The 15,594-nt window shown below is 42.1% G+C and carries 12 protein-coding genes and 2 tRNA genes; 4 read left to right on the top strand and 10 right to left on the bottom strand.

The annotated features are described in order from the left end of the window. From ACXYMT_RS05085 to ACXYMT_RS05075, 3 genes are all read right to left on the bottom strand, one after another. Positions 1–545, bottom strand: a 545-nt coding sequence (locus ACXYMT_RS05085; protein WP_459058003.1) for a DUF4369 domain-containing protein, incomplete at its 3' end; no start/stop codon positions are given. Positions 546–596: 51 nt separating this feature from the next. Then, complete coding sequence (locus tag ACXYMT_RS05080) at positions 597–1,217, bottom strand: hypothetical protein (RefSeq protein WP_459058002.1); 621 nt, start codon at positions 1,215–1,217, stop codon at positions 597–599. 133 nt (positions 1,218–1,350) lie between these two features. Beyond that, positions 1,351–2,133 carry a M56 family metallopeptidase gene (locus tag ACXYMT_RS05075; RefSeq protein WP_459059147.1) on the bottom strand — a complete coding sequence of 261 codons (783 nt, stop codon included), beginning with the start codon at positions 2,131–2,133 and terminating at the stop codon, positions 1,351–1,353. An 18-nt stretch (positions 2,134–2,151) separates the two neighbouring features. On the opposite strand from ACXYMT_RS05075, the gene ACXYMT_RS05070 reads away from it, so the two are divergent. Beyond that, the gene (locus ACXYMT_RS05070; protein WP_459059172.1) at positions 2,152–2,304 is read left to right on the top strand and encodes a hypothetical protein; all 153 of its coding nucleotides are present in this window, start codon (positions 2,152–2,154) and stop codon (positions 2,302–2,304) included. A 305-nt stretch (positions 2,305–2,609) separates the two neighbouring features. On the opposite strand, the gene ACXYMT_RS05065 is transcribed toward ACXYMT_RS05070, so the two are convergent. The 4 genes from ACXYMT_RS05065 to mutS all read right to left on the bottom strand — a co-directional run bounded on the left by ACXYMT_RS05065 (position 2,610) and on the right by mutS (position 6,227). Next, the gene (locus ACXYMT_RS05065; RefSeq protein WP_459058001.1) at positions 2,610–2,972 is read right to left on the bottom strand and encodes a BlaI/MecI/CopY family transcriptional regulator; all 363 of its coding nucleotides are present in this window, start codon (positions 2,970–2,972) and stop codon (positions 2,610–2,612) included. Between the two features lie 271 nt (positions 2,973–3,243). Further along, a tRNA-Leu gene (locus ACXYMT_RS05060) sits at positions 3,244–3,329 on the bottom strand. A gap of 123 nt (positions 3,330–3,452) precedes the next feature. Next, positions 3,453–3,525 (bottom strand) — tRNA-Gly (locus tag ACXYMT_RS05055). Positions 3,526–3,641: 116 nt separating this feature from the next. Continuing rightward, positions 3,642–6,227, bottom strand: coding sequence for a DNA mismatch repair protein MutS (gene mutS, locus ACXYMT_RS05050; RefSeq protein ID WP_459059146.1), 2,586 nt, complete (start codon positions 6,225–6,227; stop codon positions 3,642–3,644). A 318-nt stretch (positions 6,228–6,545) separates the two neighbouring features. On the opposite strand from mutS, the gene ACXYMT_RS05045 reads away from it, so the two are divergent. Then, positions 6,546–9,047: a hypothetical protein gene (locus ACXYMT_RS05045; RefSeq protein WP_459058000.1), complete on the top strand. Its 2,502-nt coding sequence runs from the start codon at positions 6,546–6,548 to the stop codon at positions 9,045–9,047. Positions 9,048–9,122: 75 nt separating this feature from the next. Then, positions 9,123–9,674, top strand: a complete 552-nt coding sequence (locus ACXYMT_RS05040; RefSeq protein WP_459057999.1) for an RNA methyltransferase — start codon at positions 9,123–9,125, stop codon at positions 9,672–9,674. Between the two features lie 9 nt (positions 9,675–9,683). Here the strand turns inward: ACXYMT_RS05040 and ACXYMT_RS05035 are convergent, their stop codons facing one another. After that, positions 9,684–10,790 (bottom strand): hypothetical protein, encoded by a 1,107-nt coding sequence (locus ACXYMT_RS05035; protein WP_459057998.1) that lies wholly within the window; start codon positions 10,788–10,790, stop codon positions 9,684–9,686. A gap of 55 nt (positions 10,791–10,845) precedes the next feature. Beyond that, entirely contained in the window at positions 10,846–11,964 is a 1,119-nt protein-coding gene (gene folK, locus ACXYMT_RS05030; RefSeq protein ID WP_459057997.1) for a 2-amino-4-hydroxy-6-hydroxymethyldihydropteridine diphosphokinase, read from the bottom strand. Positions 11,965–12,133: 169 nt separating this feature from the next. Here folK and ACXYMT_RS05025 point away from each other — a divergent pair, with 169 nt between their 5' ends. Next, positions 12,134–14,779, top strand: a complete 2,646-nt coding sequence (locus ACXYMT_RS05025) for an AsmA family protein (protein ID WP_459057996.1) — start codon at positions 12,134–12,136, stop codon at positions 14,777–14,779. On the opposite strand, the gene ACXYMT_RS05020 is transcribed toward ACXYMT_RS05025, so the two are convergent. Further along, positions 14,780–15,574 carry a DUF2797 domain-containing protein gene (locus ACXYMT_RS05020; protein WP_459057995.1) on the bottom strand — a complete coding sequence of 265 codons (795 nt, stop codon included), beginning with the start codon at positions 15,572–15,574 and terminating at the stop codon, positions 14,780–14,782. Positions 15,575–15,594: the final 20 nt, after the last annotated feature.

Genomic DNA, 15,594 nt, shown 5'->3' with positions numbered 1-15,594 from the left:
TTAATATACTGGATTCTTTTTGCCAGAGTAATGCTATCGATCTTACCAATTCTTGTCCAAATTTCCTTACCGCGTTTTTGCTGCTCTTCTGGAGACAAGGCAACAAAAAAATTAATTAATGAATCCCTTTCAATCTCATATTCTTTGGTTACGTTTCGAGCTTGATTATATTCTTCCTGTAATCCAGAGCCCTTTCTTTCAATTTTCCAGGGAAAATCTTTGGCATCTCCAATCACAAATAAGCTATCATTTCCCATTAAAAGATTAGCGTAGAGGGAATTCCCTTTTACTTTTGAAGTTAACCAAAGTTGTTCAGGTGGATTAATTAATTTCCCTTTCATTAAAAACTTTCCATTTTCTACTCGTGTACTGTCTATATTAGCATCTGTGGATAAATTCTTTAAATAAACAATAGCACCATTTGGGAATCCGGTGAGCTGCCCAGTTATTACATATTCTTCTTCAATTTTTTGATTCGTTTTCTCACTTGAGCAGGATATTAATCCAATCAAAAACAATAGAAATAAATGTGATATTCTTTTCATATGATTTTTATGAGGTTTGTTCTTCAGTAAAAATATCCTCCCACAGATTACTTATCCTTTTGATTGAGCCTCCACAAATTCCATTTCCACAAGAAAGTAATGTGGGATATCGAATTCCCTTCCGAATTCTTCAGGATTCACTTTTGACTGGGCTACTCGGCAATAGGATCCGGACCCATTAGAGCTGCGATTGGGAGTGATGATAGCATAGACGTAGAAAGGACTATCTGCGGGAACTTTCAAGCTCCTCTCGCTCCCAAGGAAATCCTTTACCACATATCTCCCATTATTGTCGTTAATTCCAAAGTATGATTGTTTACTTCCAAACCTGTTACTCCTGATCCATAATTTTAGGTGGTCTTTGTCTATCTTACTCATAAATCTGAAGGCGGTAAAGGTTGAATCCACTTTAAAATATTTATTCCCTCTTTCGTCAAATAAAGTTTGAGTAGTAGTGAGGGTACCTTGCTTAAATTCCTTCAGCCTTAAAACGTAATATTTGTCTTTAATCGAATTGCCTTTAAACTGCACTTCATCCAAGCTTATATTTTCAAAGTCTAGAACAATCTTTAAATCTTGATCTATTTCGACCGGATTTAAAGTCATAGTAATAGATTCTTGACTAAGTGCTTGACATCCGATTAGAAGAATAACTAATGCTAAATTTTTCATGAATTAGTTTTTAAAGTGGTTTAGATTAAATAATGGAAGGTCCTCTTCAGAAAATTTGAAGTTGGGATTATTTCTGAAATCGTGTAGCCGATTTCACCAGCTATTTCCTTAAAAATTAAAGGGTTCTCCGCCTTTAGTCAACTAATTGCTCAATATGACTAGCGTGAATTGCCTCTTTCGTGATGGATATTTGTAATTCTTTTTCGAATTGTTCTTTGATGATCAATGCCTGTTTCTCCGGAGAATACTGAACCGCAAACCGCGGTTTTAATTCCTGTTCACTTAGGTTTTCCATTCTCTTTGTAAATATCTTTTCTCCCTCAAACTTGGTTTCAATCTGGAACCCAGTCAATGCCAAATCGGCGTCTCTCGTAATTCCAGTAAAAGCAATTTGAAGATTTGGATAATTTTTGCGGAAATAAGATTCCATCCCCCGAAAATAAGAATCAGACGTGGTACTATCAATAAAGAAAACTGGCTCCTGTCCTATTGCTGAGTAGACTTTTGTTTGTTCTTCTTTATTAGAAAATATGACCTCCTCCTCCGTATTAAACCCAAGTAGAAAGAAAACCAGAGCTGGTAAAACCAAAAAGTGCTTCCATCTGTGACTTTTATCTGTTGTACCCTTTTTCAGCATAATAATTCTGCTTTTGATAAATGAACGATGGAAATGATTCAACAAACCTGAAAAATTTCCCTCCTGCGAAACTCGCAACAAAGCGTACTGGTATTCTTTTTGATTCCCAGTAGACTTTATCGTCTCCCTGTCCGCAATAAATTCCAGGTTTTGTTCCACACATTTTCTGTACCACCAGCTCAACGGATTAAACCAAAGAAAGGCAGTCGCAAAATTTGCCAGAAGTATGTCCAGAGTGTGTAACTGGCGAGAATGGACTTTTTCATGCTCTAAGATCATCTTCAATTCTTCTTGTGAATGGGTAGATGGATTGAAGACTATCATATTGAAAAAGGAGAAAGGAGAGGTGCTGGTATGGGTTTCGATATAAAGAAAAGCTCCTTCTTTTTTATGAGAATGCCTCCTGCCGAGCTTTGCAACCTTTACGATTTGAAAAATGAATTTGCTTAGCAAAAATACTGTGACTAGAATATAGATTATTCCTACTATCTGCCATAGATCAGCTTTGTTTTGCGGCAGGCTGGCAAATACAGTATTTCCATCTTCAAACAATTGGCCTTGGTCAATAATCGTCTCAACAATCACTTCCCGAGTAATTTTTACGAAAGGAAGGATGCCTGCAGAAAGAATACCGGCTATAAGGAAAAGCCTGTTACTATTAAAACTAGTCTCTTTTCTTAAGAGGAAGTGATAAGCGATGAAAAATATGCTTAACAGTGCACTACTCTTTATTATGTGAATAAGAAACACTTCCATTAACAGTTCTTTTTTTCAATAATGTCTATAATTTCCTTTAGTTCCTCAACGCTTATCTTTTCTTCCTTGGCGAAGTATGAAAACATATTTTTAAAGGAATTATTAAAAAATTTTACTGAAGTCATTGTCATTAATTCCTTCCCATATTCTTCCTTCGTCAGAAGGGGAAAATATTGGTGGGTATTTCCAAATGCTTCATGCGAAACAAATTTTTTGTCTTCCAGGTTTCTAATAATTGTAGAAACCGTATTGTAGTGAAGGCTCTGTCCTTTTAATTCAGTAATTACTTCTTTTACAAAAGCTTTTTTTAGTTTCCAGAGCACTTCCATTATGAGTTCTTCTTTCTTTGTCAGTTTTTCCAATACAGTAAACTTTTGAGTTTTTCATTTTCTGAAACACTTCTTCTCCTTCAGATATTCTTTTCAAATGTAACTATTTTTTATAGTTGCACAACTATAATTTATAGTTTTATTCAAAAAAAATATTATTCCTTTTAAACGAGTATTAATATGTACGAATTGATAGCAAAGAATATGAAGAGAAGGATTTCTCCACTTGTCGGGAAAGTGTCGGGAAATTAAATTTTAAAAACCAAAAAACCCTTGAAAATCAATAGATTAACAAGGGTTTCAGTACTCGGAGCGGGACTTGAACCCGCACGAACATTGCTGTTCATTGGATTTTAAGTCCAACGTGTCTACCAATTCCACCATCCGAGCGTGGAAGGTGTGATGAGCGAAAAACGGGATTCGAACCCCTGCCTACCGGCAGGCAGGCGCGACCTGTCGCTTTAAAATTTTACTGACGATAAACTAAGTGTTCATCTCCAATTTAATTTCCAGAGCGAAAAACGGGATTCGAACCCGCGACCTCCACCTTGGCAAGGTGGCGCTCTACCAACTGAGCTATTTTCGCATTTAAAAGAACATCTCCCGTTGCTGAGAGTATTGCGGTGCAAATTTAAAACATTTCTGAAACTGGCAAAGCTATTTTTTCAAAAAAACATAAGCCTTTTTTAATCCTTTTCCGGCTTAAACTCCGGCCTTCTGCCCCTTACCAAGCATCCTCTTTATCTCATTGAGTTTCATTAAAGCTTCCACCGGGGTAAGAGTGTTGATGTCCAGATGCAGGATTTCTTCCTTAAGTTCTTCAAGGATAGGATCATCCAGATTAAAGAAGCTAAGCTGCATGTCATCTTCTACCGATTTTTTCAAGGTTCCCGACTTCTCCTTCATTCCATGCGACTCTTCCAGTTTTTCCAGAATTTTGTTTGCCCTTCTCAAAACCTGCTGCGGCATACCTGCCATTCGGGCGACGTGAATCCCAAAACTATGTTCACTGCCACCCGGCACCAGTTTTCGCAAAAAGAGCACATTATCCTTGAGCTCCTTTACAGCAACATTATAATTCTTAATGCGCCCAAAGGTTTCTCCCATATCATTCAACTCGTGATAATGGGTAGCAAACAGGGTTTTTGCCCGTGCAGGATGTTCGTGCAGGTATTCGGTAATAGCCCAGGCTATGGAGATCCCATCATAGGTGCTTGTTCCCCGCCCAATTTCATCCAGCAACACCAGGCTCCTCTCTGAGAGATTGTTCAAAATACTCGCTGTTTCATTCATTTCCACCATAAACGTGGATTCTCCCATAGAAATATTGTCACTTGCTCCCACCCTGGTAAAGATCTTATCTACCAGTCCAAGCCGCACAGTTTCGGCCGGCACAAAACTTCCCATCTGGGCCATGAGCACAATCAAGGCCGTTTGTCTTAGAATGGCCGATTTACCACTCATATTGGGCCCGGTGATCATAATGATCTGTTGACTTTCTCTGTTCAGGTATAGGTCATTGGCGACGTAGGATTCAGACAGTGGCAACTGCTTTTCTATTACGGGATGACGGCCATTGGAGATCTCCAGCTCATAGGAATCGTCAATTTGCGGCTTGCAGTAATTCTCTGAAATGGCCTGCTGTGCAAAGGAGCAAAGACAATCCAGCTGCCCTACGAGAACCGCATTCTGTTGAACCGGCTGTATATAATCTCCTATCCACGCGACCAGCTTTCCAAAGATCTCCTGTTCCAGCTGCAGGATCTTCTCTTCGGCACCCAGTATCTTTGCCTCATATTCCTTGAGTTCCTGGGTAATGTAGCGCTCGGCATTTACCAAAGTTTGCTTCCTTACCCAATCTTCCGGAACTTTATTTTTATGTGTATTTCTTACCTCGATATAATAGCCAAAGACATTATTACTCCCGATTTTTAAAGATGAAATTCCCGTAGCTGCACTTTCTCTCTCAATTAGTTTATCCAAATAATCCTTGCCCGAAAATGCTATTTTACGCAGCTCATCCAGTTCCGGGGAAAATCCTTCAGCCACAGTTTTACCCTTCAGGATATTTACAGGAGCATCCTCACACAGGGTTTCTTTGATCTTGTTCCGAAGCAGGTCGCAGCCTTGCAGGTTATCTCCCATCACTTTTAAAGCTTCTTCGGAAGAGGAAGTAGCCAGGGCTTTTACGGGAATCACTGCCTCAAGGGAGCTCTTTAGCTGCACGACTTCCCGCGGACAAACCTTTCCTGTCGCGACCTTGGAGATCAATCGCTCCAGGTCACTTATCTTCTTGATGTGTGTTCTTATCTCCTGAAGTGTCTCCGGATTCCTGGCCAAATATTCTACGATTTGGTGGCGCTTCTTGATCTTATCGATATTTTTGAGAGGTAGAGCCAACCAGCGCTTTAGCATTCTCCCACCCATTGGGGAGATGGTTTTGTCTATCACATCGAGCAGGGTGACCGCATTCTGGGCATTGGAAGTATAAAGCTCCAGGTTGCGGATCGTAAACCTGTCCATCCACACATACTCTTCTTCCGCAATGCGGGTGAGGCCCGTGATATGTTGCAACCGGTGATGTTGAGTCTCTCCCAGGTAATACAGAACAGCACCCGCAGAGATGATCCCTTCCTCCAGGTGCTCTACTCCAAAACCTTTTAAAGATTTGGTCTTAAAATGGGTATTGAGATTTTCATATGCGTAATCCAGTTTAAAGACCCAGTCCTCGAGAAAGAATACATGGTGATCTTCTCCAAAACTTTTAAAGAATTCCTTTTTCTTCTGTTTAGGCACCAAAATCTCACTTGGACTGAAATTTTGAAGCAGCTTATCAATATATTCTGCAGAGCCTTCGGCGGTGAGGAATTCTCCTGTAGAGACATCCAAAAATGAGATCCCGTAAGATCTTTTTCCGAAGTTGACCGCACAGAGAAAATTGTTGGTCTTGCTTTGGAGTACCTCATCATTCATAGCCACTCCCGGGGTCACCAGCTCGGTCACTCCCCTTTTGACAATTTTCTTGGTGAGTTTTGGATCTTCCAGTTGGTCACAAATAGCTACCCGCTCCCCCGCTTTCACCAGTTTTGGTAAATAGGTGTTGAGGGAGTGATGTGGAAAACCTGCCAGTTCACTGCGCTCGCTCCCGTTATTGCGGTTAGTAAGTACAATATTGAGAATGCGTGCTGCTTTAACGGCATCCTCCCCAAAGGTCTCATAAAAATCTCCTACCCTAAAAAGCAGCATGGCATCGGGATATTTCTTCTTGATGCTGTTGTACTGCTGCATTAAAGGCGTGATCTTCTTCTCTGATTTTCCTGACACGGTGCTCAAATTTTTGCTGAAGGCTAAAATATAGATTCTCTTCCTTTAAAGGTAATCTTCCCCTTTCTGATTTTCAAACTTTTATTCACAACTCAATTTTAAAAATTCTTCGAAAACTCCTGAAGAATTTTTATCCCAGAAGCCATAGGCCTTAAGGAAATTTTCATAAGAATCTTCCTACTCAACTCCCTGACATTCAAAATGGTAAATTGTGTATTTCATCGATTTTTTTTGTTGTTTATCTGTTTTAGTTCTTTATTTGTCCTATGAATTGAACATGATATGAAGAAAATTTTTACTCCTGAAAAATTTAATAATCAGAATTTTAGCCTAAAATTAACTTTTAAGGGATCTAAATTTCTGTCTTTTTTCGCCTGTCTCCTCCTGATGACCTCCTGCTCAAAAGAGGAAATTGCGGAGCTTAACCTGGAATCGAAACCCACCCCCGAAATCATAGAAAAAGAACAGGTCCTGTACAAAGGAGTTTTTGCGAGTAAGACCTCAAATACCCGTGGCACCTTAAACCTGGATTTTACCGCTCAAAAAGATGAGCCTTCAAAGATATTGAGCGGGAAAGCAAAGCTTACACTAAACACAGGAGAGATCCTGGAAGCTGAAGTGGTAATGGATGATAATAAGTCATCTCAAAAATCCCCGGAAGATTTTAATGTTTTCCTTTATTCAGAAGATATGGAGATGAACTTCTACCTGGATGAGTTGGGAAATCCTGTTTTGGCCGATGTGGTGATACATGGCGAAGAAGGTTCGGCCGTTGTAGCAGAACACACTGCAACTGCACCGGTGACCCCTGTGACCGGAGTATATCGTTGCACCAATTGTGAGAATCAAACCACTACGCTGGATGGTATAGAACTCAACAATGAAGACCGTACCTTTAATATGCTACTTACCAAAAAAGATGGAAAAACCGGGCTCACCATACAGGCAGTATTGGGCTCTTTGGTGAATGCCCAACTTGTGGTCGAAGAATCCTGTACTACAGATGGCGGCTATACATTCTGCACCCTCAAAGCAGGCGAAAAAGCAACGCAGGAGCCAGTTCAATGGTCGGGGATCCACCGGTTTACTACCAATGCAGCTGATGCAGATGCGTGCTCTACCATTTGGGGTGAACTAGTTTACAACTCTCCTCAAAACGGAATTATTGAAGCTGAATTTATAAGTGATAATACCTGCCCCAACAACACCTACTATGTGAGCGCCACAGGAGATGACAACAACTCGGGCCTTACTCCAAACGACGCCTGGGCATCTATTGACAAAATCAACAACATGATCATAAAGCCGGGAGATGCGGTCTTATTTGAGGGCGGCAAATCCTTTCCCGGAACTTTAAAGTTCGACAGTAATGATGGAAATGGTGGCGCAGAAGCTCCTGTAACTGTTTCTTCCTATGGAACCGGAAGAGCCACTATCCTGGCAGGAAATGGTCACGGGATCGATATCTACAACACCGCCGGCTTCAGGATCGACAATGTGATCATTGCAGGAAATGCCTCTACTGGAATAAAGAATTCCGGTATACAATTCTACACCGATCTTGGCGGTGACGTCAAACTTGATTTTGCCGAAGTCACTAACGTAGAGGTGCATGGATTCAGGGATTTCGGAATTGTTTTCGGCTCCTGGAACGGCACTGTGAACAATACTGGATATACCAACGTACTTGTGGAAAGGGCAAAAGTTTATGACATCATGGACGTGGGCATCTCTTCTTATGGAAATTTTTCAGCTTCCAAAACCGGTTATGCGCACAGCAATATTGTGGTTCGCAACTGCGAAGTATTCAATATTTCAGGACTTTCTACCAAAACTCATTCGCATTCCGGAAACGGAATTCTACTTTCCGACGTACAAAATTCAGTAATAGAATATTCCACGGTCTATAACTCAGGCCAGCTCAACGCCAATACCTCGGGAGGACCTGTAGGGATATGGTATTGGGACGCAGATCAGGTTGTAATTCAGCACAACGAGGTCTACGGAATGAAATCGGGCACCTCAAAAGACGGGGGAGGCTTTGACCTCGATGGAGGAGTTACCAACGGCATCATGCAGTACAATTACTCCCACGACAACTACGGGGCCGGTTTTCTCATTGGGCAGTTTACAGGAGCCCGACCTATGAGCAACATAACAGTACGCTACAACATAAGTGAAAATGATGCTGCCACAAATGGTGGAAGTGTATACCTCTTCAATGGATCTTCTCCATCTTCAATGAAAGATATTTACGTGTATAACAACACCCTCTATATTGAAAAGCAATATTCAGGTTCAGCTGCAATAAAGGTGTTGAACTGGAAGACCATCAGCGAGAACATAAATTTTCATAACAACATACTTTTTGCCGAAAACGGGGCCGATCTTTTACAGGTGCCTGCAGGTTACGATGCAAATGTTTCCGGAAATCTTTACTACACCTCCGGCAACTTCAGTATTAAGTATAAGGGATCCACTTATACTTCCCTGGCTTCCTTCCGCAGCACCGGAAATGAGGTGGTTGACGGTACAGATGTCGGTTATGAAGGAAGACCTTACCTCAACGATCCGGGGAATGGAGGAACCATAGGATTTGGAAATTCCCTGGACAACCTTAGTGCCTATAGATTACAGTCGGGTTCTCCGGCAATAGACGCAGGAATTCCGCTTTCTGTCGATACAGGAGACCGGGATTTCTTCGGAAACGGGATTTTAGCCGATCCTGCTCCCGAAATGGGAGCCCATGGCAACCTACGCCACGAAGCAGTAGCGTCTAATTAACCCCCAATTATTAGATCAAGCTGCTTAGAAGCCACTCCTTTCGGGAGTGGCTTTTTAATTATCTATTTTTGCCACATGGAAAACCGCAAGCTCAAGAACAGCGAACTCGACAGGAAATCTACCGAAGAATTCAAGGCTGCCGAAAAGACCCCGATTATTGTCATTTTAGACAACGTAAGGAGCCTGAATAATATAGGCTCCATTTTTCGCACCGCCGATGCCTTTCTCATCGAAAAGATTTACCTCTGTGGGATCACTGCTACTCCGCCCCATAAGGATATTCAAAAAACAGCCCTGGGCGCGACAGAAACTGTAGAATGGGAATATGTGCAGGACTCCCTTGAACTGGTAAAAAGGCTGCAGGAGGAGAATATAAAAGTTCATGCCGTAGAGCAGGCTGAAGGTGCAACTTTCCTCAACGAATTCACCTCTCAAAAAGGGCAAAAATATGCAGTTGTTTTTGGAAATGAAGTCAAAGGCGTGCAGCAAAACATAGTCTCGGCCAGCGACGGAGTACTGGAAATCCCTCAACTGGGCAGTAAGCACTCTCTCAACATTGCAGTTAGTGCGGGAGTGGTGCTATGGGATCTGTTTTCGAAAATCACAGAGCTCCAGCCTAATAGCTAGCCCCATAAATTAAAAAGTAAAACCTGCATTCAAATATAAGCCGGAGGATCCGGGAGAAATCTCTGCTACCATGTAGTTTGAACCCACTCGAATTTTCACACCCGCACCGGCGGTCAAGGTAGGTGCAAAAACATATTCTGTATCGGTTCCTTGAATAGCCTCAAATTCTATAAAGTAGTCGTCGAGCTTTCCAACTCCCACACCTCCTCCAGCGTAAACATAAGGTCTTATCGCAGCTGGTGAACCTTGAAACATGATACCTATAGGAATAAAACTAAGAACCTGTCTTCTAAAATTAATATGCCCCTTATAAAAATACTGAGTGGGGATTGATACTTCTTTTTTCTCGCGATAGGTATAAAATATCCCACTTATATAAGATAGGGTGTTTGTTCTTTCCACAGCTGTTCTGTTTTGAATAACAGCAGCTCTTATTCTCAATTGCTCTTTCATAGAAGGGCCATTCACAGCTATCCCTCCTAAAAAGGAATATTCCCTGCTCTTTTTTTCCTTGTAGCTGTAGGCATCATGAGCATCAGAAAATTGTTGATTGTAGGAGGAAATATCTTTGCGAATTTTGTCTTCTGTATACCTTATCTCCTTTTGCTGAAATTCCTCTCCTTTAATATCATTCATCAACCTCAGGTAATTGCGATCTTCCTGGGAAAACTGTTTCCCATCCACAGTAGTCATCTTCTTCCTTGGACGGGTGAGGTGGACGGTATCATTAGAAGCCTGGTTCACCAAAAACATGTCTGGCTTGCGATTTTTACCCTTTCGCCATATGAGCACGTCAATTTGACCTGTTTCCACCTCTTTGGCAAAAACCACTTTTTCCTTTTCTGACGCTATATCATTAAATCTGAAACTTCGGAATGTTCGGTCGTAATTGAACCCAAACCCTGAAATTTCTTGTGGACTGAATTTTTGGATCTCCGAATCGCTGCTACTCCGGAACTCCATTTCATATACAAGATCCCCATCTATCCCCTCTTTAACCAGTCCCTGAACAGTATCTTTATCCAGAGTAACAATATACCCGGGCTCAAAATCCTGAGCGAAAATCTCATTAATGGATAGTAGAAGTAGAAATATGAAAAGTGAAATAATTCTCATGAAACAGGTGGTTAGAGATTAGCGGTATGAAAAAAGGTTGGAAACATACTTGTGATTAAGAGATCTCTTTAAGCAACGCCAAATAATCTTCCCTTCTTTTCACAAAATCCAGTTCAGAAATATCGATGATCTTGACATTCAGGCCAGGTTGCGATTTGATGAAAGAGAGATAGCTGCGGTTGATATTCGCGAGGTAATCGGCTTCAATATTCTGCTCATATTCCCTGCCCCGCTTTTTAATGTTTGCCAGCAATCTTTCGGTATTCTGATAGAGATACACATATAGATCGGGCTTTACCAGCTCCTTGTACATGAGATGGAAAAGCTTCTGGTAAAGCAGGTATTCATCCTCGTGCAGGGTGATCTTTGCAAAGATCAGCGACTTGAAGACATCGTAATCTGAAATGACAAAATCCTTAAAAAGATCGTACTGCGCCAGGTCATCTGAGAGTTGCTGATACCTGTCGGCCAGAAATGACATTTCCAGGGGAAAAGCGTATCGCGGCTGATCTTCGTAAAACTTCGGAAGAAAAGGATTGTCCTTAAAACGTTCAAGGATAAGCTTCGCATTGAAATCTTCAGAAACCATAGTGGCAAAACTGGTCTTTCCGGCACCAATGTTTCCTTCTACGGCTATGTAATTAAATCCGGAGATGGAAAATTTCTGCGGAAGTTGCAATTTTTGAGAGGTAAGCTCAAGACCCTCTTTTTCGACAGCCTCAAAAAGTGCTTTTATTTTGACCTTTTTGACAGGGTGCATTACTTCCGAAGCAATATCGGCAAGCGGAGCCAGCACGAAATTGCGATTTGGGATTTCGGGATGGGGTAGGTTGAGTTCTTTAGAAGTAATGATCTCATCCTCTACAAGCAACAGGTCAAGATCAATAGGCCGGTTTTGATAGCGGTTTCCGGTTCTTCTCTCCCGCCCCAATACTTTCTCAATTTCCAGCAACTGTCTTAGGATCTTGTGGGGCTTGAACCTGCTGCTCACTGCGATACAGGCGTTTAAGAATGGATCGCCTTCAAATCCCATGGCAGGGGTTTCATACACCCTCGAAACTGCCAGTACTTCCCCGGTCTTTTGCTGGATCTTCCCGAGCGCCTGCTGTAAAAAATCAATTCTGGCACCCTGGTTGCTTCCAAGTGCTATGTAGACAGTTTTTAAAGGGTTCAAGAGACTTTAAGAAAATTTTAGTAAGACGAGATCAAGTATTTCACAGCAAATTAAATAAAACAAATGCACATACCCTTAACTTTGTTTTAAAGAGTTTCAAACAAAATGGAATCCTGCTGAATCATTTGCCTAAGCAGAATATTAGCAGAACAATATAAAAACACTAAACATGAAAAAGTTCCTAAAAATACTGGGGATCGTGCTGGGAGTCATTTTGCTCCTGCTATTCCTGACTCCTTTTCTTTTTGAGAAGCAGTTAAAAGACCTGGTGCAGGAAACTATCAACAAGAATGTAAATGCTACCGTTACTTTTGAAGATATCGACCTTAGCATTTTCAGGAATTTCCCGGATGCCACTTTGGCTATCCAAAACCTGAAGGTCATCAATAATGCACCTTTTAAAGGAGACACCCTGGCTTTGAGCGAAGAAATTGTACTGCAAATGTCAATTAGAGAACTGTTTAAAGGAAGTGACGATCCTAAGAAAATAGATGCCCTCACCATCCGGGATACATATCTCAACATCAAAGTAGATTCTCTGGGGAATAATAATTATGATATTGCGATACAGGATTCGGTTTCCACAACTACTTCAGGCGGGGGTGGCTTTCGGTTTGACGTGGAACATTACGAGATCAATGATTCCCGGGTACGATATGTAGATGAGGGATCAAAAATGAAACTTTTGGTGGAGGAGCTCAACCACGAGGGAAACGGAGATTTTTCCGCAGCTACTTCCACCCTTAGCACTTATTCCACAGCCCTTGTAAGTTTTGAGATGGACAGTGTGAATTACCTGGACCGCAACAAGCTGCAACTGGAGGCCGATTTCAAGATGGACCTGGAGAATATGAGGTATACCTTTCTCGAGAATGAGGCGCTAATTAATCAACTACCGCTCACTTTTGACGGTTATGTGCAGGTAAATGAAGACAATAACGAGGTAGACATCAGCTTTAAGACCCCCACATCCTCCTTCAAAAATTTCCTTGCCATTATGCCTGCCGAATACTCTAAAAATATTGAGAATGTGGAGACCCGGGGAGATTTCATTGTGGATGGTTTTATCCGCGGAATTGTTGATGAAACCTATATCCCAAAAATGCAGATCAACATCGCTTCCAACAACGCAGCTTTTAAATATCCCGACCTTCCCAAGGCAGTTGAGGATATTACTATTGCAGCAGTTTTAAAGAACGACACCGGCCTGGCAGAGGACACTTATGTGGACATCAATAAGCTGAATTTTCGCATTGATCAGGATGCTTTTAGCGCCAACGGAAGTATAAGAAATCTCACCGGCAATATGCTCGTGAACATGGCCCTCAAAGGAACAATAAACCTCGCAAATATTACCAGAGCTTATCCGCTCGAGTTGGAGCAGGACCTAAACGGGATCGTCACTGCCGATGTCACTACAAGCTTTGATATGAATTCGGTCGAAAATGAGCAGTATCAGAATGTAAAGAGCAGTGGTACTGCAACTATAAGGGATTTTAGTTACACTTCGCCCGAGATTCCGAATGAAGTGAAGCTGGCCACTGCCCGACTCCAGTTCAATCCAGCCACTGTGAACCTTGAAAATACCACTCTCACCACAGGCCAGACAGATCTTGCCGTGAACGGAACGCTACAAAACCTGATGGGCTATCTCTTCACTGACCAGAAGCTCAAAGGAAACTTCAATGTTACCTCCAACACCTTTTCGGTCAATGACTTCATGGTAAAGGAAACTGCGGAAGAAGGAGCTGCCTCCCAGACTACTACTGCAGAAGTTGCCGGAGACGAAGCCATCAAGATTCCGTCATTTTTGGATGCCAATATTGACTTTACTGCCAACAGAGTACTGTACGACAACCTCGTTCTGAACAATACAAAGGGAAGCCTAAGGATCGTAGACGAGACCGCCAGCCTTTCCAATGTCACTTCCAGCATCTTCAATGGAAATATTCTTCTCAATGGTGTAGTTTCTACAAGGGAAGCCATTCCTAATTTTGCCATGCAGCTGGAATTGCAAGCCATTGATATTGCCAATGCGTTTAAAGACATGGCGCTGCTAAGAAACCTTGCTCCAATTGCCCAGGCTCTGCAAGGGGAATTAACAACCAATATCGATCTAAGGGGAAACCTGAATGACGATCTTACTCCGCAGCTGCAAACCCTTGCAGGGAACGCCTTAGCCGAGGTCATTGGCGCCAGGGTGAATCCTGAACAAGCTCCGCTATTGGCACAACTTGATCAACGACTTAATTTTATAGACCTGAGCAACCTCAATTTAAAAGACCTTGAAACCAGACTTACCTTTAATAACGGACGGGTAGAGGTACAGCCGTTCGATTTTAATATTAAAGGTATAAAAGGCAGAGCTTCCGGGGCGCATGGTTTCGATATGGACATGAATTACAACGTCGCACTGGAAATTCCGGCGAAGTATTTAGGAAGCCAGGTAGGGAATACCCTCGCCCGTCTCAGCGCACAGGAGCAGGAGAACATGACTGTTGCTCTCCCCATAGATATTACAGGCAGTTTTAGCAGCCCCAATATTAATCTAAACATGCAGCAGGCTGTCAACAACCTTACCCAACAGATCATTGCTACTCAAAAGGACGAGCTTAAAGAAAAAGGCCGGGGGGTACTGCAGGACATCATCACAGGAGGACAACGCACAGATACTACTGCGGGTAGAACTCCTTCCCAAAGAGATTCTATAGCTAAGAAGAATCCGAATGAAGCCGTGAAAGAAACTGCCAAGGACATCCTTGGAGGATTACTTGGCGGAGCTAAAAAGAAAAAGGATACTACTAAGAATCAGTAGTTATTGAAGGGATAAGGTGACATTAAAACCTTCGTGTTTTCTTACGTTGAACACCATGCCGTCTTCAAAGATGAGATACTGGCCCTTGATCCCTTTTAAAACACCTTCGTAAAATGGCATTTTTGCGAGGTTAAGGGTTTTGCACTTTGCAGGATAAGAGATCACCGGAAATTCTATTTCCAGCTCTTTTGAATTGGCCAGGTAATAGTCCTGCACTTCGGCAGGCAGATACTGCCTCATCTCTTCTCGAATTGCTGCGAGATCAAGATCCTTCAGGTCATTGGTAAGCATACTGCGCCAGTTGGTCTTATCTGACAAATGCTCTTTAAGAGCGACTTCAGTAATCCCTGCGAGATAGCGGTTTGGCACCTCAACAACCTCAATGGCTTCGTGCGCGCCCTGGTCTATCCAGCGGGTAGGGATCTCACTTTTGCGGGTCACTCCTACCTTTACATTACTGGAGTTGGCCAGGTACACCACGTGTGGTTGCAGCTGGGCAGCCTTTTCAAACTCCAGGTCCCGGTCTTCTTCACCAAGATGAGCTTTGCTCAACTCGGGCCTTATCACCCACTCCCCGTTTTGTGGAAGTTCCATAAAACAATTATAACATACCCCATTGGCGAAGACCTTCTTTTTCTTGTGGCAGTTGGTGCACTCGTAATTGAGAAAGTTAATGGAGACCTTTTTTCCCAGTACCTGATTTACATTTAAAAAATCCTGCTCAAAAATGAGGTAATACTGAACTGTTTCTGCCAATTCAGTTTTCATTTTTCGTAGCACACCCTGATAAGTCATAAAAAGAAGAATTTTTATCG

The sequence above is a fragment of the Salinimicrobium sp. CAU 1759 genome (assembly GCF_054482715.1).
The sequence above is the reverse complement of the archived record's forward strand: the minus strand, read 5'-3'. Positions and strand labels throughout refer to the sequence as shown.

Coding starts and splice junctions, on each gene's coding strand:
- ACXYMT_RS05040 (WP_459057999.1), top strand. CDS start 9,123: ATGGAAAACCGCAAGCTCAAGAACAGCGAACTCGACAGGAAATCTACC.
- ACXYMT_RS05075 (WP_459059147.1), bottom strand. CDS start 2,133: ATGATCTTAGAGCATGAAAAAGTCCATTCTCGCCAGTTACACACTCTG.
- ACXYMT_RS05035 (WP_459057998.1), bottom strand. CDS start 10,790: ATGAGAATTATTTCACTTTTCATATTTCTACTTCTACTATCCATTAAT.
- ACXYMT_RS05080 (WP_459058002.1), bottom strand. CDS start 1,217: ATGAAAAATTTAGCATTAGTTATTCTTCTAATCGGATGTCAAGCACTT.
- mutS (WP_459059146.1), bottom strand. CDS start 6,227: ATGCAGCAGTACAACAGCATCAAGAAGAAATATCCCGATGCCATGCTG.
- ACXYMT_RS05025 (WP_459057996.1), top strand. CDS start 12,134: ATGAAAAAGTTCCTAAAAATACTGGGGATCGTGCTGGGAGTCATTTTG.
- ACXYMT_RS05045 (WP_459058000.1), top strand. CDS start 6,546: ATGAAGAAAATTTTTACTCCTGAAAAATTTAATAATCAGAATTTTAGC.
- ACXYMT_RS05020 (WP_459057995.1), bottom strand. CDS start 15,574: ATGACTTATCAGGGTGTGCTACGAAAAATGAAAACTGAATTGGCAGAA.
- ACXYMT_RS05070 (WP_459059172.1), top strand. CDS start 2,152: ATGGGTAGATGGATTGAAGACTATCATATTGAAAAAGGAGAAAGGAGA.